This window comes from Psychromonas sp. KJ10-2 (assembly GCF_047323255.1).
Taxonomy (GTDB): Bacteria; Pseudomonadota; Gammaproteobacteria; order Enterobacterales; family Psychromonadaceae; genus Psychromonas.
Map to the genome: position 1 here is coordinate 1,876,846 of NZ_CP178827.1, position 26,256 is coordinate 1,903,101.

At 40.4% G+C, this 26,256-nt stretch carries 23 protein-coding genes, 2 tRNA genes, 3 rRNA genes and 1 pseudogene; 16 read left to right on the plus strand and 13 right to left on the minus strand.

Annotated features, from left to right (window positions below):
- Positions 1 to 33: 33 nt before the first annotated feature.
- The gene (locus ACLKL2_RS08955; RefSeq protein WP_413694132.1) at positions 34 to 1,002 is read right to left on the minus strand and encodes a TRAP transporter substrate-binding protein; all 969 of its coding nucleotides are present in this window, start codon (positions 1,000 to 1,002) and stop codon (positions 34 to 36) included.
- Positions 1,003 to 1,525: 523 nt separating this feature from the next.
- Here ACLKL2_RS08955 and ACLKL2_RS08960 point away from each other — a divergent pair.
- Genes ACLKL2_RS08960 through pcp form a run of 3 tightly spaced genes read left to right on the plus strand, consistent with a single transcriptional unit; the run spans position 1,526 to position 3,764 of the window.
- Positions 1,526 to 2,218, plus strand: a complete 693-nt coding sequence (locus tag ACLKL2_RS08960) for a DUF969 domain-containing protein (protein ID WP_113818429.1) — start codon at positions 1,526 to 1,528, stop codon at positions 2,216 to 2,218.
- Positions 2,212 to 3,117 (plus strand): DUF979 domain-containing protein, encoded by a 906-nt coding sequence (locus ACLKL2_RS08965; protein WP_413694133.1) that lies wholly within the window; start codon positions 2,212 to 2,214, stop codon positions 3,115 to 3,117. Before ACLKL2_RS08960 ends, ACLKL2_RS08965 begins: the two co-directional genes overlap by 7 nt.
- Positions 3,118 to 3,125: 8 nt before the next feature.
- Complete coding sequence (gene pcp / locus ACLKL2_RS08970) at positions 3,126 to 3,764, plus strand: pyroglutamyl-peptidase I (RefSeq protein ID WP_413694134.1); 639 nt, start codon at positions 3,126 to 3,128, stop codon at positions 3,762 to 3,764.
- Positions 3,765 to 3,836: 72 nt separating this feature from the next.
- Here the strand turns inward: pcp and ACLKL2_RS08975 are convergent, their stop codons facing one another.
- Complete coding sequence (locus ACLKL2_RS08975; RefSeq protein ID WP_413694135.1) at positions 3,837 to 4,472, minus strand: fumarylacetoacetate hydrolase family protein; 636 nt, start codon at positions 4,470 to 4,472, stop codon at positions 3,837 to 3,839.
- 538 nt (positions 4,473 to 5,010) lie between these two features.
- On the opposite strand from ACLKL2_RS08975, the gene ACLKL2_RS08980 reads away from it, so the two are divergent.
- From ACLKL2_RS08980 to ACLKL2_RS08995, 4 genes are read left to right on the plus strand one after another with little or no spacing between them, the layout of a single operon-like run.
- Complete coding sequence (locus tag ACLKL2_RS08980) at positions 5,011 to 5,292, plus strand: ATP-binding cassette domain-containing protein (protein WP_413694136.1); 282 nt, start codon at positions 5,011 to 5,013, stop codon at positions 5,290 to 5,292.
- Positions 5,280 to 5,705: an ATP-binding cassette domain-containing protein gene (locus tag ACLKL2_RS08985; RefSeq protein ID WP_413694289.1), complete on the plus strand. Its 426-nt coding sequence runs from the start codon at positions 5,280 to 5,282 to the stop codon at positions 5,703 to 5,705. The genes ACLKL2_RS08980 and ACLKL2_RS08985 overlap by 13 nt, the downstream gene beginning before the upstream one ends.
- A complete protein-coding gene (locus ACLKL2_RS08990) occupies positions 5,705 to 7,546 on the plus strand; it encodes an ABC transporter permease (protein WP_413694137.1) in 1,842 nt (613 codons plus the stop codon). The genes ACLKL2_RS08985 and ACLKL2_RS08990 overlap by 1 nt, the downstream gene beginning before the upstream one ends.
- 6 nt (positions 7,547 to 7,552) lie before the next feature.
- Entirely contained in the window at positions 7,553 to 8,215 is a 663-nt protein-coding gene (locus ACLKL2_RS08995; RefSeq protein WP_113818435.1) for a DUF3299 domain-containing protein, read from the plus strand.
- A 60-nt stretch (positions 8,216 to 8,275) separates the two neighbouring features.
- On the opposite strand, the gene ACLKL2_RS09000 is transcribed toward ACLKL2_RS08995, so the two are convergent.
- Entirely contained in the window at positions 8,276 to 8,707 is a 432-nt protein-coding gene (locus ACLKL2_RS09000) for a hypothetical protein (RefSeq protein ID WP_113818436.1), read from the minus strand.
- Positions 8,708 to 8,877: 170 nt separating this feature from the next.
- Between ACLKL2_RS09000 and ACLKL2_RS09005 the strand changes: the two genes are divergently transcribed.
- The 3 genes from ACLKL2_RS09005 to ACLKL2_RS09015 are packed head-to-tail and all read left to right on the plus strand — an operon-like array spanning position 8,878 to position 10,614.
- The gene (locus ACLKL2_RS09005; RefSeq protein WP_413694138.1) at positions 8,878 to 9,483 is read left to right on the plus strand and encodes a flavin reductase family protein; all 606 of its coding nucleotides are present in this window, start codon (positions 8,878 to 8,880) and stop codon (positions 9,481 to 9,483) included.
- Complete coding sequence (locus tag ACLKL2_RS09010; protein ID WP_413694139.1) at positions 9,480 to 9,917, plus strand: thiol-disulfide oxidoreductase DCC family protein; 438 nt, start codon at positions 9,480 to 9,482, stop codon at positions 9,915 to 9,917. The genes ACLKL2_RS09005 and ACLKL2_RS09010 overlap by 4 nt, the downstream gene beginning before the upstream one ends.
- Positions 9,880 to 10,614 (plus strand): SDR family NAD(P)-dependent oxidoreductase, encoded by a 735-nt coding sequence (locus tag ACLKL2_RS09015; RefSeq protein WP_413694140.1) that lies wholly within the window; start codon positions 9,880 to 9,882, stop codon positions 10,612 to 10,614. The genes ACLKL2_RS09010 and ACLKL2_RS09015 overlap by 38 nt, the downstream gene beginning before the upstream one ends.
- 30 nt (positions 10,615 to 10,644) lie before the next feature.
- On the opposite strand, the gene ACLKL2_RS09020 is transcribed toward ACLKL2_RS09015, so the two are convergent.
- The 8 genes from ACLKL2_RS09020 to gmhB all read right to left on the minus strand — a co-directional run bounded on the left by ACLKL2_RS09020 (position 10,645) and on the right by gmhB (position 21,499).
- The gene (locus ACLKL2_RS09020; protein ID WP_413694141.1) at positions 10,645 to 11,040 is read right to left on the minus strand and encodes a DUF2391 family protein; all 396 of its coding nucleotides are present in this window, start codon (positions 11,038 to 11,040) and stop codon (positions 10,645 to 10,647) included.
- Positions 11,041 to 11,076: 36 nt separating this feature from the next.
- Complete coding sequence (locus ACLKL2_RS09025; protein WP_413694142.1) at positions 11,077 to 12,207, minus strand: DUF3541 domain-containing protein; 1,131 nt, start codon at positions 12,205 to 12,207, stop codon at positions 11,077 to 11,079.
- Positions 12,208 to 14,880: 2,673 nt separating this feature from the next.
- Positions 14,881 to 14,996, minus strand: a 5S ribosomal RNA gene (rrf, locus tag ACLKL2_RS09030).
- Positions 14,997 to 15,146: 150 nt separating this feature from the next.
- A 23S ribosomal RNA gene (locus ACLKL2_RS09035) occupies positions 15,147 to 18,026 on the minus strand.
- 442 nt (positions 18,027 to 18,468) lie between these two features.
- Positions 18,469 to 18,544, minus strand: a tRNA-Ala gene (locus ACLKL2_RS09040).
- Positions 18,545 to 18,588: 44 nt separating this feature from the next.
- Positions 18,589 to 18,665 (minus strand) — tRNA-Ile (locus tag ACLKL2_RS09045).
- A 148-nt stretch (positions 18,666 to 18,813) separates the two neighbouring features.
- A 16S ribosomal RNA gene (locus ACLKL2_RS09050) occupies positions 18,814 to 20,354 on the minus strand.
- Together the 16S, 23S and 5S rRNA genes with 2 tRNA genes alongside form the textbook arrangement of a ribosomal RNA operon.
- Before the next feature lie 593 nt (positions 20,355 to 20,947).
- Complete coding sequence (gmhB, locus tag ACLKL2_RS09055; protein ID WP_413694143.1) at positions 20,948 to 21,499, minus strand: D-glycero-beta-D-manno-heptose 1,7-bisphosphate 7-phosphatase; 552 nt, start codon at positions 21,497 to 21,499, stop codon at positions 20,948 to 20,950.
- Positions 21,500 to 21,583: 84 nt separating this feature from the next.
- Between gmhB and rcsF the strand changes: the two genes are divergently transcribed.
- Genes rcsF through tsaA form a run of 3 tightly spaced genes read left to right on the plus strand, consistent with a single transcriptional unit; the run spans position 21,584 to position 22,681 of the window.
- A complete protein-coding gene (gene rcsF / locus ACLKL2_RS09060; protein ID WP_413694144.1) occupies positions 21,584 to 21,964 on the plus strand; it encodes an Rcs stress response system protein RcsF in 381 nt (126 codons plus the stop codon).
- Positions 21,939 to 22,214 (plus strand): TrmO family methyltransferase domain-containing protein, encoded by a 276-nt coding sequence (locus ACLKL2_RS09065; protein WP_413694145.1) that lies wholly within the window; start codon positions 21,939 to 21,941, stop codon positions 22,212 to 22,214. Before rcsF ends, ACLKL2_RS09065 begins: the two co-directional genes overlap by 26 nt.
- Complete coding sequence (gene tsaA / locus ACLKL2_RS09070; RefSeq protein WP_413694146.1) at positions 22,184 to 22,681, plus strand: tRNA (N6-threonylcarbamoyladenosine(37)-N6)-methyltransferase TrmO; 498 nt, start codon at positions 22,184 to 22,186, stop codon at positions 22,679 to 22,681. Before ACLKL2_RS09065 ends, tsaA begins: the two co-directional genes overlap by 31 nt.
- A 12-nt stretch (positions 22,682 to 22,693) precedes the next feature.
- On the opposite strand, the gene ACLKL2_RS09075 is transcribed toward tsaA, so the two are convergent.
- Entirely contained in the window at positions 22,694 to 23,065 is a 372-nt protein-coding gene (locus ACLKL2_RS09075; RefSeq protein WP_413694147.1) for a rhomboid family intramembrane serine protease, read from the minus strand.
- Positions 23,065 to 23,241 (minus strand): hypothetical protein, encoded by a 177-nt coding sequence (locus ACLKL2_RS09080; RefSeq protein WP_413694148.1) that lies wholly within the window; start codon positions 23,239 to 23,241, stop codon positions 23,065 to 23,067. Before ACLKL2_RS09080 ends, ACLKL2_RS09075 begins: the two co-directional genes overlap by 1 nt.
- A gap of 164 nt (positions 23,242 to 23,405) precedes the next feature.
- Here ACLKL2_RS09080 and ACLKL2_RS09085 point away from each other — a divergent pair, with 164 nt between their 5' ends.
- The 3 genes and pseudogenes from ACLKL2_RS09085 (at position 23,406) to ACLKL2_RS09095 (ending at position 26,250) form a co-directional block, all read left to right on the plus strand.
- Positions 23,406 to 25,121 (plus strand): proline--tRNA ligase, encoded by a 1,716-nt coding sequence (locus ACLKL2_RS09085; protein WP_113819246.1) that lies wholly within the window; start codon positions 23,406 to 23,408, stop codon positions 25,119 to 25,121.
- Positions 25,122 to 25,257: 136 nt separating this feature from the next.
- On the plus strand, positions 25,258 to 25,581 hold the full coding sequence (locus ACLKL2_RS09090; RefSeq protein WP_413694149.1) for an alpha/beta fold hydrolase: 324 nt from the start codon (positions 25,258 to 25,260) through the stop codon (positions 25,579 to 25,581).
- Positions 25,574 to 26,250: pseudogene (locus tag ACLKL2_RS09095) on the plus strand (alpha/beta fold hydrolase). Before ACLKL2_RS09090 ends, ACLKL2_RS09095 begins: the two are co-directional and overlap by 8 nt.
- The last annotated feature ends 6 nt before the right edge of the window (positions 26,251 to 26,256 follow it).

Here is a 26,256-nt window from a genome sequence, read left to right on the forward strand (position 1 = left end):
TAACTGGGTCGTTATCATCATAAAAGTAAGTGACTAGTGGTATTCACTTAATAGTGCTTTACCTTCCTCTCCTGCTTCTTCAGCCCATTCTTTAGCCATATCATCACCAATGGCTTTCAGTGACTCCATTAGTTCAGGCGTTGGCTCAACGACCTTCATTCCTTTCGCTGCTAGCTCTTGAGTTTTACTGGTTGTTTCATTCATTGCCATTTCCCAACCGCGCTGTTCTGCAGTGGCTGCGGCAGTTAATAATGCTTGTTGGAAAGATTTGTCTAAACGTTTAAATGCACGTTTATTAATAATCACCATATTTTTAGGGATCCACGCCTGTACGTCGGTGTAGTTATTTACATAATCCCAAGATTGGCTACTCACACCTGTTGTTGGCGAAGTGATCATCATATCAATAATGCCCGTTGAAAAGGCTTGTGGAATTTCTACCGATTGTACTGTTGTTGGTGAAGCTTCTAATAAAATCGCAAGACGTGATAAAGTAGAGCTATAAGCACGTAGCTTGGCACCTTTAAAATCAGCAATGTTATTGATTGGCTCTTTACTATATAAACCTTGTGGAGGCCAAGGCACAGAATACAAAAGCATCATCCCTTTTTTATCTAACTTAGCTTGTAGCGCTGATTTAGAGACTTCATATAGCTTTTTAGCTTGCGTAAAGTTTGTTGCTAAAAATGGTAGGTTATCCAATTTATAAATAGGGTCTTCATTACCTAAGATGCCGATAAAGACTTCACCGATTGGTACTTGTTGTGTACGCACTGCTCTTGGTATCTCTTTATGTTTAATTAAAGAAGCGCCGGCATGCACAATAATTTCAAATTCACCATCTGTTGCTGTTTTTACTTCTTCAGCAAACTGGCGAATATTTTGTGTATGGTGTGTTGCATCAACATAAGGTGTTGCCATATCCCAACGTGTTGCTGCATTTGCTGTTACAGAGGTACAAACCGCCACTGTTAATGCAGCCATTTTAATAAATTGTTTCATAGATCATCCTTATCCTTTATTAACTTACAAAATCAACGTGAATACATATTACGCGTAAATTACATTCAATATATCCAATGATTCGTAAAATGCATGGTTCGTACCATTTTCAAAGATTGATACTTGACCTTGAGTTCTCCCTTCAAGAATTAAATTTAAATAATTGTTTAATAACAACTAAATTTAATTTTCTATTTTCACCTCCCCCTTTTTTAAAAGTAAAACATTAAAATAACAGGCTTTCCTTAAGTCTAAAAACAAACCAAAGTAGTGCGTTAAGTCCCAAATTAGTGCAATAAAAAACAGGTTTGCTTAATCAATTTCTGTTAAATAAGTAATTTGTGACCGCTCAAGCGTCTATTTATCAGGATCAAAAAAAGATCTATCACAAACAAGAATATTGGCTCAGTATATGCAAAATACAATTTACGCGCATTTTGCATTTAATATAAACGCAAAATGTAAACCAACTAAAAATTCAAACTTTGAATTTCAACAAACACTTTATATTAGGGACAATATTATGATCGATTTATGGCCATTGATCGGCATTGCTATTATTACGATAGGCTTTGCTTTTAGGCTCAATACATTACTGGTGATTCTAGTCGCAGGTGTGGTGACAGGTTTAGTTGCACATTTAGACCTTATCGAGATCCTATCTATATTAGGTGCTTCATTTACTAAAAATAGATATATGTCGTTATTTATACTTATTTTACCCATGATTGGTTTGTTAGAGCATTATGGCTTAAAAGAACGAGCTGAATCGTTAATCTCCTCCATGAAAAAATCATCCGTTAGTAAGGTCACATTAAGTTACTTATTACTTCGTAAGGTGACCAATGCTATTGGTTTAAGCCTAGGTGGTCACCCTACTATGGTTCGTCCATTAATTGCACCAATGGCCGAGGCTGCTGCAGTAACTGATAATCCAGACTTACCAGTTAAGGAAGGCTTACGTGTTAGAGCTTTTAGTGCAATGAGTGAAAACTTTGCGAATTTCTTCAGCCAATTATTGTTTATTGGTAGTGGCGGGTTGTTACTGATCAAAGGTGTATTAAATGAAAGCGGTTATGCCATGGAGCTGGATGAGATGTATTACTGGGCGCTGCCAACCGCTTTTGCCTCCATATTTATCTTTTATATATTTGCTAAGTTACAGCAACGCCAAATCGATAATGCCAATGCAACTGTGGAGAAAGAGCAATGTTAGAATATGTATATCAAGCAACAGGCTTACTCTTAATTGCCTTTTCACTACAAACCTTTGTAGATACTAGTAATAGCAAACGTATTGGCACTGGCTTATTTTGGTTAATTTACGGCTTATCCTTTATTTTAGGTACTGTCTTACCTGATTGGTTTATCGGCTTAATGGTATTAGCTTTAACCTTGATTGCTGCAGGTGGCTTTATGGGAATAGGTAATTATCGCCACTCTGACCCAGCATTTCGTAAAGCCAGTGCGGATAAACTAAAAAATAAAATGTTTATACCTGCGTTAATCGTGCCTATTGGTACTATTATGTGGTCTAAGTTTACTGGTACCAGCGCATTAATAGGATTAGGGATCAGTGCTTTACTCGCATTAATCGTTGCGTTAATGATCACCAAAGGCAAAGCACAGCAAAGTTTACATGAAGGACGTCGCCTTATTGATGCAATTGGTTGGGCTGCTATTTTATCGCAATTTTTAGCCGCGTTAGGTTATTTATTCGGTGAGGCTGGTGTAGGTAATACTGTGTCACAAATAGTGAAAGAGATCGTGCCCGATAGCAACTTATTTGCTTATGTACTTTGTTACACATGTGGAATGGCGCTATTTACTATTATTATGGGTAATGCATTTGCTGCTTTTGCCGTGATCACTACTGGTGTTGCCATTCCGTTATTAATGATTGAACAATCAGGTGACCCTATTATTATTGGCGTCATTGGAATGCTTTCTGGTTATTGTGGGACATTAATGACACCGATGGCCGCTAACTTTAATATTGTGCCAGCGGCATTATTAGAATTACAAAATAAAAACCAAGTGATTTACATGCAATTTTTCCCAGCCCTATTAATGCTTGCCATTAATACGTTCCTTATCTACTTCTTAGCATTTTAAGGTTAACCATGAAAACTATACTTATTACAGGATTTGAACCTTTCGGTGGTGAAAAAATCAATCCAGCACTTGAGGCTATTACACGATTAGAAAGCACACCTATTGAGGGTGCAAAAATTATTACTTGTTCAGTGCCAGTGGTTCATCAAAAATCGATTGATACAGTAATTGCAGCGATTGAACAACACAAACCGGACTTTGTGATGACAGTTGGACAAGCCGGCGGACGTGCCGCAATCACCCCTGAACGTATCGCCATTAATCTTGATGATTATCGCATTCCAGATAATGAAGGTAATCAAGTTACCGATCAGCCAGTAGTTGCAGATGGACCTGCGGCATACTTTTCAACCTTGCCGATTAAAGCAATGACCAAAGCGATTCAAGATAAAGGTATTCCAGCACAGGTATCAAGCACTGCAGGTACTTATGTCTGTAATCATCTTTTTTACGGCGTGCAACATTATTTACGCAACTCCACTATTGGTCACGGTTTTGTACATATTCCACTTATGTCAGAGCAAGCTATTGACGGTTCCAAACCGACTTTATCTTTAGATTTAATTGTTGAAGGATTAGCGGCGGCGGCACAAGCGATTGTTAGCCATAAGCAAGATATTGACTTTCAAGGTGGCAGTATTTGTTAATTAGCTTTGGAAATGGCATAAAAAAGCGATCTAATAAGATCGCTTTACCTGTTTCTCTATTCGAGGAGTATTTTAGCTTTTAGTATTATCTACTAGTGTGAAGTTCATTTCACATACATCGCCAAATTTCACTGTAGATGTTGCGCCTACTAATGCTTCATGCACACCAGTAATTGCACCTGTGCTACAGATTGAACCTGCAGGCAGTGTGATGCCACGCTCAGCACAACAGTCGATCATAAAGGCTAATGCAGACATAGGACCATTTAAAATACCATCTGTAGCTGCTGTGTTAATTAACTCACCATTGATGCTAGTGCTGGTTTCCATCTTAGTGATCGCATTTTCCCAATCTTCAATAGCAGTGCCTACGATCACACCGTATTGGTTACCAATATCTGAAATAATTGCCGTTGGGCCGTAACTATTTAAGTCCACCACAGGGCTGCTTGCCATTTCGATACCGGCATAAACGGCTTTCACTAGATGAGTCACACCATCAGCAGTGTTGATACTACCAGGTTTAATCTCTTGGTTAATTTCTACTACTAACTCAGGCTCAATAGCAATAAAACCACCAGCAAAAACAGGTAGGTCGAATGCTTCACCCGTTGCTTGCTTTTCAGTTAATTCAATATGTACATCTTTAAAAACCGGACCTAGTACACGTACATCACCTAATGTATCGCGCAAATCAGGTGGTATCATGCCTACTTTCCAACCAACGATTTCTTGATCTAAAGCTTCGATAGAGGCGTCTTGTACTTGATAAGCTTCTTTAGGGTGTTCGGAATAGGCCCTGAAAACCTTCTACAATACGAATCTCTTTACGTGCACTTGATAGTGCTTGAGCTAGTTCATTAATTTGTACACTCGTTAATGCTTCAGTTGACATAAAATACTCTCACAATGGTTTGATAAGTTTATGGTTGATTAGCGACAAGTAGGGTTAATACTTGTGCAGTTAAAATCAGTATAAACGTCCTATAAGTTCAAACAAAGTGATTCTTTTGTATTACTTAATGATTTTGACTAAGATCTATTATTCAACAACTTGCTAAAAATAGTCTCTGTGACAGATATATTTAATATAACAAATGACTGACTATTTTTGCCTGTGCTTAACTATTCCCTTATCTGACATTAGTATCTCGTAAAATTTTTAAATTTCGTTATGTTATGACCGGATTATTGTTATATTGTAACAAAGTGATATTTGACTATCTTCAAAACAAACGAGAAAAATATGATCAATATAAATAACTTACGTTTTGCATGGCAAAAAGAGCCCATTATTAATATCGATGCACTCAGCATTGATCAAGGCCAACACCTTTTTATTGAAGGCCCTAGTGGAAGTGGTAAAAGTACACTATTAAATTTATTGGGTGGTGTTATCACACCGCAAAGTGGTGAGGTTGAAATACTCGGTCAATCATTAAACCAGATGTCTTCAAGCCAAAAGATAGTTTTAGAGCCAATCATATTGGTTTTATTTTTCAGCAATTTAATCTTATCCCTTATTTAAGTGTCTTAGAAAATATCACTTTACCTTGTACCTTCTCCATTGACCGTAAACAGAAAGCCTTGAGCCGCAGTGGCAGTTTACAAAAAGAAGCGATTCGTTTGCTGTCTGCATTAGGGATTAATGATCCAGCGTTAATAAAACGCAGTGTAAATGAGTTAAGTGTCGGTCAGCAACAACGTGTTGCAGCAGCAAGAGCGATGTTAGGCAGCCCTGATATTATTATTGCCGATGAGCCAACCTCTGCACTGGATAATGACCACCGCCAAGCGTTTATTAAAATACTCTTTGAAGAGTGCGAAAAAGAAAATATCACGTTAATTTTTGTTAGTCACGACGCTACTTTAAAACACCATTTCTCACATCATATTAATCTTCAAGAACTTAATCAGGTTAGCATTAAGGAGGCCTTATAATGGCTATTTTATCATTAGCTTTTAAGAGCTTACTTAACCGTAAACTGACATTTTTTATCACTCTATTTTCAATTGCGATCAGTGTAACCTTGTTACTAGGTGTACAAACCTTAAAAACAGAAACCAATAGCAGCTTTATGAAAAGTATCTCTGGTACTGATTTAATCATAGGCTCTAGAGGCGCATCATCACAGTTACTATTAAGTTCAGTTTTCCATATAGGTAATACTCCTAACACCATTCAATACAATACCTATAAAAAGATTAGCCAATCACCTACGGTTGAGTGGGCGGTGCCTATATCAATGGGTGACTCTCATAAAGGTTATACGGTAATGGCTACTGATTTAAGCTTTTATGATTACTTTAGTTTTGCTAATAAACAGCATTTAAAAGTTGATAAAGGCGCAATTGATGATGATATGTTTGCTGTTGTTATCGGCTCAGAAGTTGCTAAAAAATTAAATTATAACATTGGCGATCAAGTGATCGTGACACATGGTGGCGGTGAAATAGAAGGTCATCATCATGACAATATTCCTTTTTATATTAGTGCCATCTTAGCGCCCTCTTTCACTGCAATTGACCAAACTTTAATTATTTCATTGGAAGCAATGGAAGCAATGCATACTGATAATCACGGTCACTTTGGTGCACTACCCGGAGAACAGATTCTACCTAGTGATAATCATCAAGAGCATGCTGACCACGATGAACATGAACACCATGATGAAGCTACTCACGAAGCCCATGCTGACCACGACGAACATGAACATCATGACCAAGCGACCCACGAAGCGCATGCTGACCACGACGAACATGAACACCATGATGAAGCTACTCACGAAGCGTATGCTGACCACGACGAACATGAACATCATGACCAAGCGACTCACGAAACCCATGCTGACCATGACGCACATGAACATCATGATGAAGCGACTCACGAAGCGCACGCTGACCACGATGAACATGAACACAATGACCAAGCGACTCACGAAGCGCATGCTGACCACGACGAACATGAACATCATGACCAAGCGACTCAAGAAGCCCATGCTGACCACGACGCACATGAACATCATGATGAAGCGATTCACGAAGAGCATGCTGACCACGACGCACATGAACATCATGATGAAGCGACTCACGAAGAGCATGCTGATCACGCCGAACATGGACATGATGAAGTAGCACATGCCGACCACGACGACCATGATGCCCATGCACACCACGGTCACCAAGATACACAAGACCAACGTGTTGCTCGCTTATTAAAAATAAAACCAGAAAAAATCAATGCTATTTTTGTTGGTTTAACTTCGCCTCAAGCGATTTTAAGCATGCAAAGTTATGTGAATAACTACCAAGCTGAGCCATTATCTGCGATTATTCCTGCTGTTGCGCTTCAAGAGTTATGGCAGTTCTTTAGCCTTGCTGAGGTCGCATTGAACATTGTTACTGCTTTTGTTGTCTTAGTTGGACTATTAGGTATGTTAAGTATCATCTTAATGAGTCTGAATGAGCGTCGACGTGAAATGGCAATATTACGCTCAGTAGGAGCAAGACCTGGTCATATCTTTGGTTTAATTATTGGTGAAGCTGGTTTTGTTTGTTTTGCTGGTATTTTATTAGGTGTTGCATTACTTTACCTACTTCTGTTTACGCTACAGGCACCATTAGCAAGCTATTATGGCTTCTATTTAGATATCAATACGCTCACATCTAATGATTGGTTTATCTTAGCAATCATCCAACTAAGTGCTTTAGTGATCGCATTTATTCCAGGGTGGTTGATTTATAAATATTCATTATCAGATGGGATGAGTATTAAGTTTTAGGAAATTATGAAGAAACTATTTTTAATCACTTTATTGCTGGGCTTGACCTCCATGGTGCAAGCCCAGCCAATGAAAATAACATGGCAGGACTTGGAAGGTAAAGTAGAACCTTACCAAGACCCTTTTGCAGATTTAACCGATGAACAGTTATATAATCTTTCTGTGTATGGACGTATTTCAGAGATGCAACGTTTATACCCTGATTACGATCTGACAGAGGCTATGTTACAAGAAGCAGAAGATGCTAAAGCACAATTAATAGCAGAGAATGTCGATATTGATTATATGTTTGAACAACGCGAAATCATCATTCAAAAACGCGAGAAAGCAGCATTAATCACCAATGATCTATTAGCTGATAGAGAAATTGAAATGTCGGGTTATATGCTTGCGCTAGAATTTGATAAAGGAACAGTTTCTGAGTTTTTATTAGTCCCAACAATCGGCGCTTGTTCTCATAAACCTGTGCCGCCAGCGAATCAGTTGATTTTTGTGAAAGCAAAAACACCTGTTGCTGCTGGCTCACCTTTTATGCCGATTAAGATCACTGGTACTTTACGTATAACACCTGAAGTGAAAGACCTGTATCTTGTGGATGGCAATAAAAAGATCACTATGTCATACAGTTTAGACAATGCAATCGTAGAGCCTTACATTGCAACACACTAAATAATACCAATCACTTATTTTATATAACTTGATGGTAGCCAATTGATCTCTGCTATCGAGTTATTTATTATTTCGAATCACCTTAAACTCTTTTCCTGCTTCACTTGATAAGTTCACCGTTACCGTTTTATCACCCCAGCCATGCTCATTACATTTAGCACGGACCACCACTTTCTGTAGTTCAGGTTTAATCTGAACATTACACAAACTACGTGTGAAAGGTTGTTCATTATCATGAGGGTGAAGTAATTTTCTTTCACCTAATACATTACCTTGTAGATCCAACACTTGCCATGCATCGGCATAATGTTCCCAGCCTTGGTCGTTATGATGCACCTGAGTATTAAAACACCAACTTCCATTTTGGCTCTGTGTAGCTTGTACATAAGTTACCTGAGCGAGATCTAATGAAGCCCCTTCAGTATTACTTGCCTGTGCAAAAGGAGTGATAACCAATGATGTTAATAATAAACAAAGAGAAATGCGTTTCATTAGTTCACCTATAGAGTGCTATAAAGGACTATCAAGATAACATAACAAGCTGTTAATTTTATCTGTGGTAGATCTTAAGTTCAGGCATTAACGTATCTTTGAATATTAAAAATAGATGCTAGGGGCTTGTTATCGCTATTCAACATTTCACACAACAACAAATTAAACAGATGCCAACACGAGAGCGTGCGCGTTTTATTAACAGTTTATCGGGATTTAAAAGCGCGAACCTAATTGCCACACAAGACAAGCAAGGTAACACTAATGTAGCCATATTCAGCTCAGTTGTTCACTTGGGTGCCTCTCCTGCGTTAGTGGGATTTATTATGCGTCCAGACACAGGACAACGACACACCCTAGATAATATTATTGAAACTCAAGTCTATACCATTAACCAAGTCTCTGAGGCGTTTTACCAACAAGCCCATCAAACTTCAGCACGTTACCCAATAGAAGAGAGTGAATTTGAGATGGCTGGTCTTGAATGTGGTTATATTGATAATGTCCCTTTTGTCAAAGAAAGCAGTTTAAAGTTCGTGGTTAAATTAAAAGAGATACTGCCTATCGCACTTAATAATACACAGATGGTGATTGGTGAAATTAGCCATGTGTTATGCGAAGAGAGTGCTATCAAAGAAGATGGGTATATTGATATAGAAGCGTTGCAGACGGTTGCTATTTCAGGGTTAGACAGTTACCACAGTAGTCAACGTTTAAGCCGATTAAGTTACGCTAAACCAGATTCACCACTTCATCAAGTAGAGGCGTCGAAATGAATATGCAACAGCTTACTATTTTCTATGATGGGCAATGCCCACTATGCAGCTTAGAGATGCAAAGATTAAAGGAACAGGATAAAGCAGACCAAATCCTACTCGTGGATCTCCATCAAGCGGATTTTAATACTATTTATCCTGAGATCGATATTAACCAAGGATTAGCTATTTTACATGGCAAATATCAAGGCAAAATACTCTTAGGTTTAGATGTTACCCATAGAGCTTGGACACTAGTTGGTAAAGGCTGGTTAGTTGCTCCTTTGCAATGGGCAATAATTAAACCTCTCTCCCATCAAATTTATCTATTAGTTGCTAAATATCGCCAGCCAATTTCAAATTTCATGTACCAACGTTTTGGTATAGGCATGAAACACTGTGAACAAGGAACCTGTTATGGCAAACCCAACGACATTAATCATCGGGGCAAATAGTGAAATAGCAAAAGCATTAGCGTTACAAACAGTCAATGAAAATAATAATGGACTAATTGTTATTACTCGTGATCCTAGTTTTTATCAGCAACCGCTATTCCGCAACAGTAAAGTCATCACTTTAGCTGATTATCAAGAGCACTATATCAATGAAGCTATTGATTCGATTAAGGAAAATAAAGCGACGCTGATAACCAATGTCTTTATCTGTCATGGATTATTGCATAACCAGCATATTACCCCTGAGAAACGCTTACAGGCTTTTGATGTGGATAGTTTCACTGAGGTTATGAATGCTAATACCATCACACCTATGTTATGGCTGAAGAATCTCGTGCCGTACTTATCTGGTAAGGAAACCTGTAAAGTTGTTATTTTCTCCGCAAGAGTAGGCAGTATTGCTGATAATAAAATCGGTGGGTGGTATAGCTACCGAGCTTCTAAAGCAGCAACGAATATGTTGTTAAAAACCGCAGCCATTGAGCTTGCTAGAACGGCTAAGAATATTAAGCTCATTTCATTTCACCCTGGCACAACGGATAGCCCTTTATCTAAACCATTTCAGAAGAATGTACCAGAAGGAAAACTATTTACTAGCGAGTTTGTTGCCTCACAGCTTTTTGCCATAGTAGACAACAGTGAGTTAGACGGTGAAGTCAGCTTTGTGGATTGGCAAGGTAAAAGTATCCCTTGGTAATAACTTAGGTAGAGTAAGGTTAATGTTTCCTTACTCTTTATCGAAACTATCTACAACAATTGCACCCATCGATGCAGGCATACTGATAACGATAATACGTTTAATGGCTATCCAAGGAGAGTCAAGGAATGGCAATTTATTAAGACACAATAAAACCAGTGCAACGACAAAAGCAGTCATCAAATAAGCAATCACAATGCGAAAAACAAAGACAAAACGTCGTTCAATAATATTAGTTTGGAAAACACTGTGATAGGTATAAAGGCTTAAAAATAGAATGGATAAGAACAGCAACATTAACAAGTTAGGTGTGGGTAAAGTTTCACCCAGTTTCCATGCTTCTTCAGAAAAAGAAACGGGTACCGCTAACGCAAATGCCCCTACAAATATCTGACCAGCATCTTCTACATTAAAGCTATATTTCATATAAACCTTTCTTGTTATTGGTTTTGATTAGAAGCGTTATTTATTAACTAAACCATAGGGCACAGACTTAAATAAATCAGGTTGAGCATTCACCGTTGGCGCTTGATGTACACCTTGCCAATCTAATAGCATAATTGCTAATACATTACGGTGTTCGCCTTTTTTAAGATCAAACTCGCCATCTACAGAAGGCACTAACCCATGCTCTCTATCAAGTGATTTTTGAATAACACTTTGTGTTTGTAGTACAACAGGATCGTCAGCTAAACCAGCGAGTAAAAAATTAATACCCACTTCTGCAATCACATCTTCTTTAGTGCGCTCAATAATCATATCGATATTGTTTCGATAATAATCATAGATCCATTGAAAATCGGTCTCGTTAATTGGAAATTGATAATAGGCTGAAGCAGCAAATATAATGTGGGTTAAACCATACACTTTGTTAATTAACTGTTGTTCAGATAATTGCTGATCTTGATGATCTGGATAGGTTTCTCTGAATGCTTCGATAAACTCTTCAGTTACATCCTGCTCACCTAGTTGCTTTAACCAGTATACTTGATTAGCTAACTGTGCAGCCCAAGCCTTTATCATCTCCTGATTGGTGGCATAGTTAGTAAAGTCATAACGACCTATTACTTCCCTTAACTTAGCATCCTGTTGATGTTTCAAGCCATACTCATTTGCACGGGCCATAGAGCCTAATAAATCAACACCAAGGTACAAATATTCAGGTATCGCTTTTGTAACCTGATAACGTAATACGCTTCGTTCACTGGCATCTACTAAATAATTATTAATGCGTTTTGCTGAATAAGCAGTTATTTGCGCGGGTGTATTCACTTCATTAGCAAAATAGTTTAAACGACTGGCTACTCGAGCCATATCAGACCAAATAGCAGCTGCATATTTATCATCTAAGCTTTGACGGTACATTCTCAGCCCATAATGGCCAGATTTGAAAGCAGATAAGGTATATAACTGTGATTCATAGGTATTGCGGATCAAAGCAGCATCTTGTTTAAATGCATTGCCAATAATACTTTTATCACTTGAACTATGAGAGTTTACCTGCGCAGCATCTTCTGAATGAAATGGTTCAAAGAAGGTCATTGTAATCAATAAACACAAAACAACCACTAGACTAAGCATGAGTGATTTCATAACTATTTCCTTATCAATCCAATTGCATTAAATAAGCGAACTCAATTTTGCGCAGGAAAAATGCCTTAGTTAAAGGCGTCGTTTAAGCCTTTCGACGATTAACTTAGTTAATAGTCTATTAATGAAAATCACAACGAAGGCGTCAGTTATTTTAACAAGTAAAATAGATCAGTTACTTAGTGTGATGGGTATAACTACCCTTTAATACCAATACATTAATACCCTGATCATTCTATAAAGCCTAATACTATCTACCAAAAATTTAAAAATTAGCAAAATAAACCTATGTTTAATAACCTATTAAGAAAGTAATGAATAATAAGACATTGTTTAAATGCTTAAGTTGCTATTACTAAATAGACATTTTCTAACTCTCTGATATCAATACTAATCAAGAAATGTTGATGCTTAAACTATCGGGTACAATTAAATAGGTGGCAAGATTCAAACAATGATTCGAAGTTTCGATGATGAATGCTTAATGAGTAGCGACAGCAATTAAGCATTGCTTGATACTCGGGGCACTGGACCAATGAGCCCAAGCCCAACACATAAAAATCAAAACACTGCAGACTAAAGTCAGCGCCCCTTAGGAGGTGTGTCGTAACTTACGATGTTACTCGTCAATTACGTTCCATTAAAACTCAATACCATCACTAATCGCATGACAGTGCGACAGCTATCAAGCGAAGCTTGATAATCAGGGCGCATGCTTCAGCCTGCCCGTATGCGGGTTATCGCATATGTGTATTAGTTTCGATGAGGGAAACGAACCAATAAACAGTTCACAACATAAAACATTAAAATCAAAAGAAGCAGCCTAAAGGCAGCGCCCCAAGGTCAAAAGATGTTTCGTAAATACGTTACATCAACATTAAAATTCAACACTTTCACTAATCTCATAACAGAGCGACAGCTATCAAGCTCAGCTTGATATTCGGGGCGCTGGCTTTAGCCTGCAGTTTTAATGTGTTGGCTTTTAGTGATATTGTGAGTATTAATCAGCTCCTTAAACACAGAAAACGACCACATTCGGCTAATACTCTAAATGGGAAAAGCTAATTATTATTTAATTTTTAATGCCATAAGGTAAAACCAAAATTAACACAAAGACACTGCAGGCTAAAGCCAGCGCCCCTTAGGAGATGTGTCGTAACTTACGATGTTACTCGTCAATTACGTTCCATTAAAACTCAATACCATCACTAATCGCATAACAGTGCGACAGCTATCAAGCGAAGCTTGATATTCGAGGCGCTGGGCGAATCAACCGTCAGGTTGGTCTCATGAGCGGGTAAGCTCTGCGCACCCTTTTTTAGCCTGCCAGTATGCGAGTTATCGCATATGTGTATTAGTTTCGATGAGCGAAGCGAACCAATAAACAGTTCACAACATAAAACATTAAAATCAAAAGAAGCAGCCTAAAGGCAGCGCCCCTTAGGAGATGTTTCGTAAATACGTTACATCAACATTAAAATTCAACACTTTCACTGATCTCATAACAGTGCGACAGCTATCAAGCGAAGCTTGATATTCGGGGCGCTGGCTTTAGCCTGCAGTTTTAATGTGTTAGCTTTTAGTGATATTGTGAGTATTAATCAGCTCCTTAAACACAGAAAACGACCACATTCGGCTAATACTCTAAATGGGAGAAGCTAATAATTATTTAATTTTTAATGTCATAAGCTAAAACCAAAATTAACACACGGACACTACCGGCTAAAGGCAGCGCCCCAAGGTCAAAAGATGTTTCGTAAATACGTTACATCAACATTAAAATTCAACACTTTCACTGATCTCATAACAGAGCGACAGCTATCAAGCAAAGCTTGATATTCGGGGCGCTGGCTTTAGCCTGCAGTTTTAATGTGTTGGGTTTTAGTGATATTGTGAGTATTAATCAGCTCCTTAAACACAGAAAATGACCACATTCGGCTAATACCCTAAATGGGAGAAGCTAATGATTATTTAATTTTTAATGTCATAAGCTAAAACCAAAATTAACACAAAGACACTGCAGGCTAAAGCCAGCGCCCCGAGGTCAAAGGATGTGTCGTAAACAGAATAGGTCAGTACGGTAAGTATTATATCCTCGAATTTCAGACATAAAAAAATCTTGTCGACGTGAGTCAACAGAGTTCGTTTAATGAGGCGTTTGGTGATGGGTGAACATTGCTCATAACCCATCGCTTTCGCGATATTCGCCCTACTGTCACACATAAGGATGGCGACTGCGTCGCTGCTTTTGTTTATCCCATGTTCAAGTAGGTTAGCATAAATCAACACAATTAAAAAAGCCCCACCGGAACTAACCAGTAGGGCTATTTTAAATTAGGCGCTTGGCGATGGGTGAACATTGCTCATAACCCATCGCTGTCGCGATATTCGCCCAACTGTCACACATAAGGATGGCGACTACGTCGCTGCTTTTGTTTATCCCATGTTCAAGTCGCTCTTAAACCAACAGCCAATAACGAAAAAACCCCAGCCTTCTTTCGAAGACTGGGGTTTATCGTTGTTAGGCGCTTGGCGATGGAAAGTCGTCGCAGAGCTCCTCCGCTCGTGACCCTTACCTGTCGGTAAACTCGCCCTACTTTCTGCGTAGGTCAGCATAAATCAACACAATTAAAAAGCCCCACCGGAACTAACCAGTGGGGCTATTTTAAATGAGGCGCTTGGCGATGACCTACTTTCACATGGGGAGACCCCACACTATCATCGGCGCAGCTGCGTTTCACTTCTGAGTTCGGCATGGGATCGGGTGGTACCACAGCGCTATGGCCGCCAAGCATAAATTGTAATTAGGAAAGTGATGTTCTAATGTTCTTGTTTTTTGCTCTATCTAATCAGCAGTTATGTAAATACGCTATCACAAGCGCTTATATTTTAACGTCTTCTTTGACTATCTTGGTCACATAACAACACTACTTAGGTGTTGTATGGTTAAGCCTCACGGGTAATTAGTACAAGTTAGCTCAATACGTTACCGCACTTACACACCTTGCCTATCAACGTTGTAGTCTCCAACGGCCCTTTAGGGAACTTAAAGTTCCAGTGAGAACTCATCTTGAGGCTCGCTTCCCGCTTAGATGCTTTCAGCGGTTATCGATTCCGAACGTAGCTACCGGGCAATGCTATTGGCATAACAACCCGAACACCAGCGGTTCGTCCACTCCGGTCCTCTCGTACTAGGAGCAGCTCCTCTCAATTCTCAAACGCCCACGGCAGATAGGGACCGAACTGTCTCACGACGTTCTAAACCCAGCTCGCGTACCACTTTAAATGGCGAACAGCCATACCCTTGGGACCGACTTCAGCCCCAGGATGTGATGAGCCGACATCGAGGTGCCAAACACCGCCGTCGATATGAACTCTTGGGCGGTATCAGCCTGTTATCCTCGGAGTACCTTTTATCCGTTGAGCGATGGCCCTTCCATTCAGAACCACCGGATCACTATGACCTACTTTCGTACCTGCTCGACGTGTCTGTCTCGCAGTTAAGCTGGCTTATACCATTGTACTAACCTCACGATGTCCGACCGTGATTAGCCAACCTTCGTACTCCTCCGTTACTCTTTGGGAGGAGACCGCCCCAGTCAAACTACCCACCAAACAGTGTCCCAAACCCCGATTCAGGGGCCATGGTTAGAACTCAAAACATACAAGGGTGGTATTTCAAGGTCGGCTCCACCGCATCTGGCGACGCGGTTTCAAAGCCTCCACCTATCCTACACATGTAGGCTCTAAGTTCACTGCTAAGCTATAGTAAAGGTTCACGGGGTCTTTCCGTCTAGCCGCGGGTACACAGCATCTTCACTGCGATTTCAACTTCACTGAGTCTCGGGTGGAGACAGCATGGCCATCATTACGCCATTCGTGCAGGTCGGAACTTACCCGACAAGGAATTTCGCTACCTTAGGACCGTTATAGTTACGGCCGCCGTTTACCGGGCTTCGATCAATAGCTTCGACCCAAGTCTAACCACATCAATTAACCTTCCGGCACCGGGCAGGCGTCACACCTTATACGTCATCTTACGATTTAGCAGAGTGCTGTGTTTTTAATAAACAGTTGCAGCCATCTGGTATCTTCGGCCCCCAACAGCTTAGAGAGCAAGTCTCATCACCGTCAAGGGCGTACCTTCTCCCGAAGTTACGGTACCATTTTGCCTAGTTCCTTCACCCGAGTTCTCTCAAGCGCCTTGGTATTCTCTACCTGACCACCTGTGTCGGTTTGGGGTACGATCCTCATATTTCTGAAGCTTAGAGACTTTTCCCGGAAGTATGGCATCAATGACTTCACTACCTTAGTAGCTCGACATCGCGTCTCAGTATATAGCAACCCGGATTTACCTAAGTCACCTACCTACACGCTTGAACCTGGACAACCATCGCCAGGCCCACCTAGCCTTCTCCGTCCTCCCATCGCAAAATATAAGGGTACGGGAATATTAACCCGTTTCCCATCGACTACGCCTTTCGGCCTCGCCTTAGGGGTCGACTCACCCTGCCCCGATTAACGTTGGACAGGAACCCTTGGTCTTCCGGCGGGGAGGTTTTTCACCCCCTTATCGTTACTCATGTCAACATTCGCACTTCTGATACCTCCGGGATGGTTTACACCTTTCCCTTCGACGGCTTACAGAACGCTCCTCTACCACGCATATAAATATGCGTCCGCAGCTTCGGTGATATGTTTAGCCCCGTTAAATCTTCCGCGCAGGCCGACTCGACTAGTGAGCTATTACGCTTTCTTTAAAAGATGGCTGCTTCTAAGCCAACTTCCTAGCTGTCTAAGCCTTCCCACATCGTTTCCCACTTAACATATACTTTGGGACCTTAGCTGGCGGTCTGGGTTGTTTCCTTTCCACGACGGACGTTAGCACCCGCCGTGTGTCTCCCATGATTGCACTTGTTGGTATTCGGAGTTTGCAAAGGGTTGGTAAGTCGGGATGACCCCCTAGCCTTAACAGTGCTCTACCCCAACAGTGATACATGAGGCGCTACCTAAATAGCTTTCGAGGAGAACCAGCTATCTCTTGGTTTGATTGGCCTTTCACCCCCAGCCACAAGTCATCCCCTAATTTTTCAACATTAGTGGGTTCGGTCCTCCAATTGATGTTACTCAATCTTCAACCTGCTCATGGCTAGATCACCAAGTTTCGGGTCTAATCCCAGCAACTATTCGCCCAGTTAAGACTCGGTTTCCCTACGGCTCCCCTAAATGGTTAACCTTGCTACTGAAATTAAGTCGTTGACCCATTATACAAAAGGTACGCAGTCACGGAATAAATCCGCTCCTACTGCTTGTACGTACACGGTTTCAGGTTCTATTTCACTCCCCTCACAGGGTTCTTTTTCGCCTTTCCCTCACGGTACTGGTTCACTATCGGTCAATTAGGAGTATTTAGCCTTGGAGGATGGTCCCCCCATATTCAATCAGGATTTCTCGTGTCCCGACTTACTCGTTTTCACTGTAAAGAAGTTTTTGTGTACGGGACTATCACCCTGTACCGTGGCACTTTCCAGAGCCTTCCACTAACTTTTAAACAGCTTAAGGGCTGTTCCGATTTCGCTCGCCGCTACTTTCGGAATCTCGGTTGATTTCTTTTCCTAAGGGTACTTAGATGTTTCAGTTCCCCTCGTTTGCTTCGCTATGCTATGTATTCACATAACGATGACACTAAGTGCCGGGTTGCCCCATTCGGAAATTCGAGATATAACGCTTGTTATCAACTCCCCGGACTTATCGCAGATTACCACGTCCTTCATCGCCTCTAATTGCCTAGGCATCCACCGTGCACGCTTATTCACTTAACCATACAACACCTAAACAGTGTTTGGGTGTGTATGTTGTTTCCAAGACGCTTGCGACTCTCATATTTACATATGAAAAACGTTTACGTTTTTCGTGCACCTAACACTCTAAGAGTGTGTAGATACGTACTCATTACATTTGCATGTAATGTGCATTTGTGTTCACATTTACTTCGTAAAAATGAACTATTTGCTTGATTACAATACTAAAACCGAAGTTTTAATATTGAGAACTCGTTTAATTCACGTTAATGAATTAAACATTTCGTTTTATTTATCACACCACTCAAGTTACAAGTAACTCATTGTTTTTGTGCTATAAATAAGAACATTTATCAGCTTTCCTAATTGTTAAAGAGCAGACTTTTTCGTTAAAAAAAGCCTTAGATAAAATGTGTTGTTTATCTAAGGCTTCTCACATGTTGGTCACTTCGTTTAAATGAAGTGGTGGAGCTATGCGGGATCGAACCGCAGACCTCCTGCGTGCAAGGCAGGCGCTCTCCCAGCTGAGCTATAGCCCCAACATGGTTTGTATAAATAGCAATCCAATTTCAATACAAGAAATTGGTGGGTCTGGGCAGATTCGAACTGCCGACCTCACCCTTATCAGGGGTGCGCTCTAACCAACTGAGCTACAGACCCATCTAGAGTCTATCTATACGTCTCTTTACTTTCTAATCAAACAATCTGTGTGGGCACTCGATGAGTATTTGCGGAGCAAAAACTCATGCCGACAGGTTTATTTGCCTAAGCAAATTCACCGAAAGGCTTGTCAATGTGTTTCTTTACGTAAGGAGGTGATCCAGCCCCAGGTTCCCCTAGGGCTACCTTGTTACGACTTCACCCCAGTCATGAACCACACCGTGGTCATCGCCATCCCGAAGGTTAAGCTAATGACTTCTGGTGCAGCCCACTCCCATGGTGTGACGGGCGGTGTGTACAAGGCGCCGGAACGTATTCACCGTGGCATTCTGATCCACGATTACTAGCGATTCCAACTTCACGGAGTCGAGTTGCAGACTCCGATCCGGACTACGACAAACTTTAGGAGATTCGCATACCATCGCTGGTTAGCTGCCCTTTGTATTTGCCATTGTAGCACGTGTGTAGCCCATCCCGTAAGGGCCATGATGACTTGACGTCGTCCCCACCTTCCTCCGGTTTATCACCGGCAGTGTCCCTAGAGTTCCCGGCATAACCCGCTGGCAAATAAGGATAAGGGTTGCGCTCGTTGCGGGACTTAACCCAACATTTCACAACACGAGCTGACGACAGCCATGCAGCACCTGTCTCAGAGTTCCCGAAGGCACTCTACTATCTCTAACAGATTCTCTGGATGTCAAGGGATGGTAAGGTTCTTCGCGTTGCATCGAATTAAACCACATGCTCCACCGCTTGTGCGGGCCCCCGTCAATTCATTTGAGTTTTAACCTTGCGGCCGTACTCCCCAGGCGGTCTATTTAATGCGTTAGCTTTGAATCCCACAGCATATAGCCACAAAATTCTAATAGACATCGTTTACTGCGTGGACTACCAGGGTATCTAATCCCGTTTGCTCCCCACGCCTTCGCGCCTCAGCGTCAGTCTTTGTCCAGGTGGCCGCCTTCGCCACTGGTATTCCTTCAGATCTCTACGCATTTCACCGCTACACCTGAAATTCTACCACCCTCTACAAAACTCTAGTTAACCAGTTTCAAATGCAGTTCCAAGGTTGAGCCCTGGATTTCACATCTGACTTAATTAACCGCCTACGCGCGCTTTACGCCCAGTAATTCCGATTAACGCTCGCACCCTCCGTATTACCGCGGCTGCTGGCACGGAGTTAGCCGGTGCTTCTTCTGCGAGTAACGTCACAGCTGCACTCTATTAAAGTACAACCTTTCCTCCTCGCTGAAAGTGCTTTACAACCCGAAAGCCTTCTTCACACACGCGGCATGGCTGCATCAGGCTTGCGCCCATTGTGCAATATTCCCCACTGCTGCCTCCCGTAGGAGTCTGGACCGTGTCTCAGTTCCAGTGTGGCTGGTCATCCTCTAAGACCAACTAGGGATCGTCGCCTTGGTAAGCCATTACCTTACCAACTAGCTAATCCCACTTGGGCTACTCTTATGGCGTGAGGCCCGAAGGTCCCCACTTTGATCCGGAGATGTTATGCGGTATTAGCAGTCGTTTCCAACTGTTGTCCCCCACCATAAGGCATATTCCCAAGCATTACTCACCCGTCCGCCACTCGTCAGCAAAGTAGCAAGCTACTTTCTGTTACCGTCCGACTTGCATGTGTTAAGCCTGCCGCCAGCGTTCAATCTGAGCCATGATCAAACTCTTCAATTTAAAGTTTAATTTGCACTAAAAGTGCGACTCAATATTACTGACTAAAACTATGTACCTAAGTACAATGTTATTCTGAATTAACTGCGATTGAACAAGTTCATTCGCTACGTTAATCATTAAGAAAACTACGTTTTCCTAACCTATTAATGAATTAATTCGTGTGTCACTTCTATTGATGTTGCCCAACAAGTAGGACTTTGATTTTTTTAAATCACATCAACAATAAGTGCTCACACAGATTGTTTGATTAAATTGTTAAAGAGCGTGCCTTTCGGCTAGGCGGCGTATATTACGCGCCTTTCGAACAATGTCAAGGCCTTTTATTTAATGTTTTCAAAAAGATAATTAATCTTTTTAAAACATGAAAAATTGCCATTCGGCAAAACTAAATTTCAAACCGAAGCTTGAATCGTTAACCTTATTTGTTCTCAAACTCGCTGGGTAACTTGCGTTCCGTCCCGTGTCTGTGGGTGCGCATTATAGGGATTAAGATCACATTGGCAAGCGTTTTATTGCGATTATTTGCAATTAATTTTTATACTGATCTTGGGCACAAGTTACACACAAAAATACGCAACTTATCCACAGAGTTATTAAATACTTTCAACAATAGCCGTTAAATCATCAAAAATGCCTGTTGCTAACCTTTCACCTTCTTCTGTTATTGCTTTACCAGTACGTACTAGGTAATTAATTTTCACTCCCGCTGCAATACCTGCTTGGATATCAGAAACCTTATCACCCACTAAAATTGAATTTTCAACATCTATGTTTAAATCATCAATGGCGTTATTTAACATACCTGGTTTTGGTTTACGACATTCACAATCAATTTTGAATTCACCAACACCTGCTTCATTATGATGTGGGCAATAATAGATGCCATCCAAATCCACACCACGATCAGCCATCGACCAATCCATCCATTCCGTTAATGTATGAAATTGCTCTTCCGAGAAGTAACCGCGTGCAATACCAGATTGGTTGGTAACAAGAACTAATAGGTAACCTTTTTTCTTTAATGCAATACATGCTTCTATGGCACCTTCTAGAAATTCAAAGTCATCAATCTCTGACACATAGCCATTATCTTTGTTAATAACACCATCTCTATCTAAAAATACTGCAGGTTTTGACTTACTCATTTTCACTTCTCTATTTCAGGACTATTTAATGATGTTATTATGCCACTCATTATTATTCCCTACTATTAATAAAGAGTAACCACCATGAATAGACTGCTTGTACTTACTTTACTTATCTTGATTGCGGGATGTAGTGATTATCAACTGCACTCTAATGTTGATAAAGAAAATTTCGAAACCTACTTCAAACCTTCTAAAGTGACTGTATATGATAAGCAGCAATTATTAGACCTTGAATATACTGTATTAGGTGCGGTTGAAGGGAGTAGTTGCCAGATTGATGAAATAGACGTGCCAGCAAGTGAAGCAGAAGCGCGCACCGAAGCACGTATCAATGCTGCTGATATGAATGCAAATGGTGTTGTTTTCCAATCTTGTATCAATTTTGAACGTGATGAGAGTTGCGTGAGCAATGTGATTTGTTACGGTAGAGCATTAGATGTTGCAGAGCCAATCGATGGTTAATGCGCAACATACTATTATAGGTACCGTACATTCTCCTTATAAAGAGAAGTTTGCGGTACCAAGGCAACCAGGTTTAGTGCCTAGTGCAACAGCGGAATTAGAGATCTTACCTCCATTTAATGACATTAATGCATTTAATGGCTTAGATGAATTTAGTCATTTATGGCTTATCTTCACCTTTCATAAAAACCTTAGTCCTGACTCCGAACCTACAAATTCATGGAGCCCTACGGTAAGACCCCGCGTTTAGGGGGTAATAAGCGTGTTGGTGTGTTTGCCACGCGTAGTCCTAATCGCCCTAATCCGATAGGTTTATCATTAGTGAAGTTTCATGGTGTCATTCAACGTGATGGTAAGTTGTTTCTTTCTTTAAGTAATATAGACCTTGTTGATGGCACACCGATTATCGATATCAAACCTTATTTACCTTATGCCGATGCCAATCCTGATGCACAAGCCGGTTTTGCACAAACAGCACCAGACTCACCTTTAGCTATTCACTTTAGTGAGCAATCTCTATCTCAGTTAGCTGAACTACCTGCTGAATACCAAACACTACAACAGTTCATCATAGAAGTATTACAGCAAGACCCAAGGCCTGCTTACAAAAAATCAAAAGTAGATACTAAGGTTTATGCAATGCATCTATCGGATTTTAATATTAAGTGGCAATGTGAGCTTGATGCGATCCATGTATTGTCTATTGAGGGAGTCTAAGCTCCCTCGTCTTTATATCGTTTTAGTCTTAGATAACAGATAACCTATCACTGCACCTGATAGAGCACCAAACAGATGACTTTCATAGGAGATATTCGGTGAACTTGGTAAGACACCGAATACTAACCCGCCATAAATAATTAAGACTAAGATAGAAATTAACATATCGCGAAAGTGGCGCTGTTTGATCCCGTATACGATTAAATATCCCCACATCGCATAAACTACTCCACTCATACCGATATGAATACTTGCCGCACGACCAAATAACCAAACTAAACTGCCTGTCATCAAGATTGATAATACAAACACTAACCAGAAACGTTTTAAGCTATGTAAACCAATCAAGCAGGAGAAAATAACAAAAGGGAAAAAGTTACTCACTAGATGTGCCCAATCACCATGTAAAAAGGGAGAAAAATAATGCCAGTTAAATGACTTAACTCCCTTGGGGCAATACCGAAACGATTGATTTGAAAAACCGTGTTTAATATTAACAATACAGCACAACAAAACATGATCATTAAGCTGTGTTTTGCGGGTCTAAAGTAGCTTTGCATATTAACTCCTTTGGCTAGAGTTATAAAACTAACCAAATTTTATAAAAAAACACAATATTATTTACTTAAATCAACTAACAATGCTTTAGTCCACAGCAATCGACTGCTAAAATCAGCAAACTTAATATTCGTTATACGATAGATAACTATCAACAAGGATCACCATGCGCACTACCAATTATTTATTATCCACTCAAAAAGAAGCACCAAGTGATGCAGTAATTGCCAGCCACCAGCTGATGTTACGCGCAGGGATGATTCGAAAACTAGCCTCAGGTTTATACACTTGGTTACCCACGGGTTTACGTGTATTACGTAAAGTAGAGCGAATTGTACGTGAAGAGATGGAACGAGCGGGATCTGTTGAAATTTCAATGCCTGTTGTACAGCCTGCTGACCTATGGCAAGAGTCTGGCCGTTGGGATAAATTCGGCGGTGAATTATTACGTATTAAAGATCGCCACAACCGAGACTTTGTTTTAGGCCCAACTCACGAAGAAGTGATCACTGAATTAGTACGTAAAGAAGTAAATAGCTACAAGCAATTACCACTTAACTTATTCCAAATTCAAACTAAATTCCGCGATGAAACACGCCCTCGCTTTGGTGTAATGCGTACTCGTGAATTTATTATGAAGGATGCTTACACTTTCCACCTAGACCAAGAGTGTTTAGAAAAAACATATCAAACTATGTTTGATGCTTACTGCCGTATCTTTGACCGTTTAGGACTAGAGTACCGTGCAGTAATCGCAGATACAGGTAGTATCGGTGGTAGTGCATCACATGAATTCCATGTATTAGCACAAAGCGGTGAAGATGCGATTGTTTTCTCTGACCAAAGTGACTATGCAGCTAACATTGAAAAAGCAGAAGCACTTAGCCCACAAGTTGAACTTGCACCTGCAACAGCTGAAATGGAATTAGTAGATACTCCTAATGCTAAAACAATTGCAGAGCTTGTTTCTGAACACAATATTGCCATTGAAAAAACCGTTAAGACACTCATTGTTAAAGCTTCAGAAGAGAGTGAATCAGATTTGGTTGCATTGATTATTCGTGGAGACCATGAACTAAATGAGATCAAAGCAGAAAACCTTGCAGAAGTCGCTTCACCGTTGACCTTTGCCCATGAGTCTGAAATCCGTGATTTAGTTAAAGCGGGTCCTGGTTCTTTAGGTCCTGTATCACTACCTATGCCATTTATTGTAGACCGCAGTGTGGCGGTAATGAGTGATTTCTCTGCAGGCGCTAACCTTGATAACAAACACTACTTCAATATTAATTGGAATCGTGATGTAGCATTAGGTCAAGTGGCTGATTTACGTAATGTGATTGAAGGTGACCTAAGCCCATGTGGTCAAGGTACCTTATCTATTGCCCGTGGTATTGAAGTGGGTCATATCTTCCAGTTAGGTGATACTTATGCGCAAGCAATGAATGCGGCAGTATTAAACCAACAGGGTAAAAATCAAGTAATGACCATGGGTTGTTACGGTGTTGGTATTTCACGTATTGTTGCGGCAGCCATTGAACAGAACAATGATAAAAACGGTATCATCTGGAATGATGTTATCGCACCTTTCACTGTTGTGATCGTGCCAATGAACATGAAAAAATCACATCGCGTTGCAGACTTAGCAGAGCAATACTACGCAGAATTACAAGCAGCTGGTATTGAAGTACTATTAGATGACCGTAAAGAGCGCCCAGGTATCATGTTTGCTGATGCGGAATTAATTGGTATTCCACACACATTAGTGATTGGTGACCGTAGTATTGATAACGGTGTTATCGAATATAAAAACCGTGCCTCTGGCGAGAAAGAAGAAGTTAAGATTGAAGAAGCGATTGCCTTTATTAAAGCAAAATTAGCTTAATCATCACTCACTCTCTCGTGTAACCATTAAAAACCACGCTAATCAGCGTGGTTTTTAATTTCCCCTATCAGTTCCGTTTTAATTTTTCCTCTATATACTGATAAACTTATTGAAAAATAAGTAGAGTGCAATGCGAATGTTAGACAATAAATATCAACTCAATACTGAAGATTTATTAGACGATGATTTTTCACCTGCTATTCATGCCTTTTGGCAGCAGCATGCCACAGTGCATCTATTTGATAGTGAGCATGATGGCAAGATTCATACTGTACATATTAAAACCGGTAACATTCAAGCCATTGTTATTTGCCAAGGTCGTAATGAATCTGTGTTTAAATACAAAGAGTTGGCTTTTGACTTAAACAAACAAGGTTACGATATTTTTTTAATCGACCATCGCGGCCAAGGTTTATCAAGTCGATTAGGTGGTGACCTACACAGAGGCCACGATGCATGAGTTTGAACACTATGTAGCGGATTTACGCTATTTTGTTAACTCATTATCATTGCAACAACATTATCCATCATGCTTTTTACTCGCGCACTCTATGGGATCTGCAATTAGTGCTCTGTATTTACAAGAGCAAGATCATCCTTTTAACAAAGTAGTTTTTGTAGCCCAATGTTTTCTATCAATACTGGTAATATTCCCGTATGGGCCGCTAAAATAATCAGCTTTGTTTGTGATGCAACCTATAGCTTGTTTAATGAATTAGCCTGTTATGCACCTAAGGTCGGGGAATATCAAAAAGGCATATTTACTGATAATGCATTAACATCAAGCGAAAAACGTTTTAACGCCATATTTAATATATTTGAACAAGTAATAGAAACTCAATTAGGTGGCCCAACCATGCGCTGGGTGAACAGAAGTTTATACGCGACTGAAAAAGCAGTAAAAAATGCTCAAAAAATCGATATCCCCGTATTATTGATTCAAGCAGGTGCGGACAGTATTGTAACTGAAAAAGGACAACAACGATTTATCGTTAACCGAGATAAACAGCAACAGAGTCAACTGTTTCGTATAGACAACGCCAAACATGAAATATTATTGGAACAAGACCAATATAGAATACCCGCAATTAATCAAATATTAGATTTTTCAATCCGCTCAACAAGGTAAGTTAAC

What these genes read in the sequence shown, in the direction of transcription:
- ACLKL2_RS08955 (WP_413694132.1), bottom strand. Translation starts at nt 1,002, where the DNA reads ATGAAACAATTTATTAAAATGGCTGCATTAACAGTGGCGGTTTGTACC.
- ACLKL2_RS08960 (WP_113818429.1), top strand. Translation starts at nt 1,526, where the DNA reads ATGATCGATTTATGGCCATTGATCGGCATTGCTATTATTACGATAGGC.
- ACLKL2_RS08965 (WP_413694133.1), top strand. Translation starts at nt 2,212, where the DNA reads ATGTTAGAATATGTATATCAAGCAACAGGCTTACTCTTAATTGCCTTT.
- pcp (WP_413694134.1), top strand. Translation starts at nt 3,126, where the DNA reads ATGAAAACTATACTTATTACAGGATTTGAACCTTTCGGTGGTGAAAAA.
- ACLKL2_RS08975 (WP_413694135.1), bottom strand. Translation starts at nt 4,472, where the DNA reads ATGATACCACCTGATTTGCGCGATACATTAGGTGATGTACGTGTACTA.
- ACLKL2_RS08980 (WP_413694136.1), top strand. Translation starts at nt 5,011, where the DNA reads ATGATCAATATAAATAACTTACGTTTTGCATGGCAAAAAGAGCCCATT.
- ACLKL2_RS08990 (WP_413694137.1), top strand. Translation starts at nt 5,705, where the DNA reads ATGGCTATTTTATCATTAGCTTTTAAGAGCTTACTTAACCGTAAACTG.
- ACLKL2_RS08995 (WP_113818435.1), top strand. Translation starts at nt 7,553, where the DNA reads ATGAAGAAACTATTTTTAATCACTTTATTGCTGGGCTTGACCTCCATG.
- ACLKL2_RS09000 (WP_113818436.1), bottom strand. Translation starts at nt 8,707, where the DNA reads ATGAAACGCATTTCTCTTTGTTTATTATTAACATCATTGGTTATCACT.
- ACLKL2_RS09005 (WP_413694138.1), top strand. Translation starts at nt 8,878, where the DNA reads ATGCCAACACGAGAGCGTGCGCGTTTTATTAACAGTTTATCGGGATTT.
- ACLKL2_RS09010 (WP_413694139.1), top strand. Translation starts at nt 9,480, where the DNA reads ATGAATATGCAACAGCTTACTATTTTCTATGATGGGCAATGCCCACTA.
- ACLKL2_RS09015 (WP_413694140.1), top strand. Translation starts at nt 9,880, where the DNA reads ATGGCAAACCCAACGACATTAATCATCGGGGCAAATAGTGAAATAGCA.
- ACLKL2_RS09020 (WP_413694141.1), bottom strand. Translation starts at nt 11,040, where the DNA reads ATGAAATATAGCTTTAATGTAGAAGATGCTGGTCAGATATTTGTAGGG.
- ACLKL2_RS09025 (WP_413694142.1), bottom strand. Translation starts at nt 12,207, where the DNA reads ATGAAATCACTCATGCTTAGTCTAGTGGTTGTTTTGTGTTTATTGATT.
- gmhB (WP_413694143.1), bottom strand. Translation starts at nt 21,499, where the DNA reads ATGAGTAAGTCAAAACCTGCAGTATTTTTAGATAGAGATGGTGTTATT.
- rcsF (WP_413694144.1), top strand. Translation starts at nt 21,584, where the DNA reads ATGAATAGACTGCTTGTACTTACTTTACTTATCTTGATTGCGGGATGT.
- ACLKL2_RS09065 (WP_413694145.1), top strand. Translation starts at nt 21,939, where the DNA reads ATGTTGCAGAGCCAATCGATGGTTAATGCGCAACATACTATTATAGGT.
- tsaA (WP_413694146.1), top strand. Translation starts at nt 22,184, where the DNA reads ATGGAGCCCTACGGTAAGACCCCGCGTTTAGGGGGTAATAAGCGTGTT.
- ACLKL2_RS09080 (WP_413694148.1), bottom strand. Translation starts at nt 23,241, where the DNA reads ATGCAAAGCTACTTTAGACCCGCAAAACACAGCTTAATGATCATGTTT.
- ACLKL2_RS09085 (WP_113819246.1), top strand. Translation starts at nt 23,406, where the DNA reads ATGCGCACTACCAATTATTTATTATCCACTCAAAAAGAAGCACCAAGT.
- ACLKL2_RS09090 (WP_413694149.1), top strand. Translation starts at nt 25,258, where the DNA reads ATGTTAGACAATAAATATCAACTCAATACTGAAGATTTATTAGACGAT.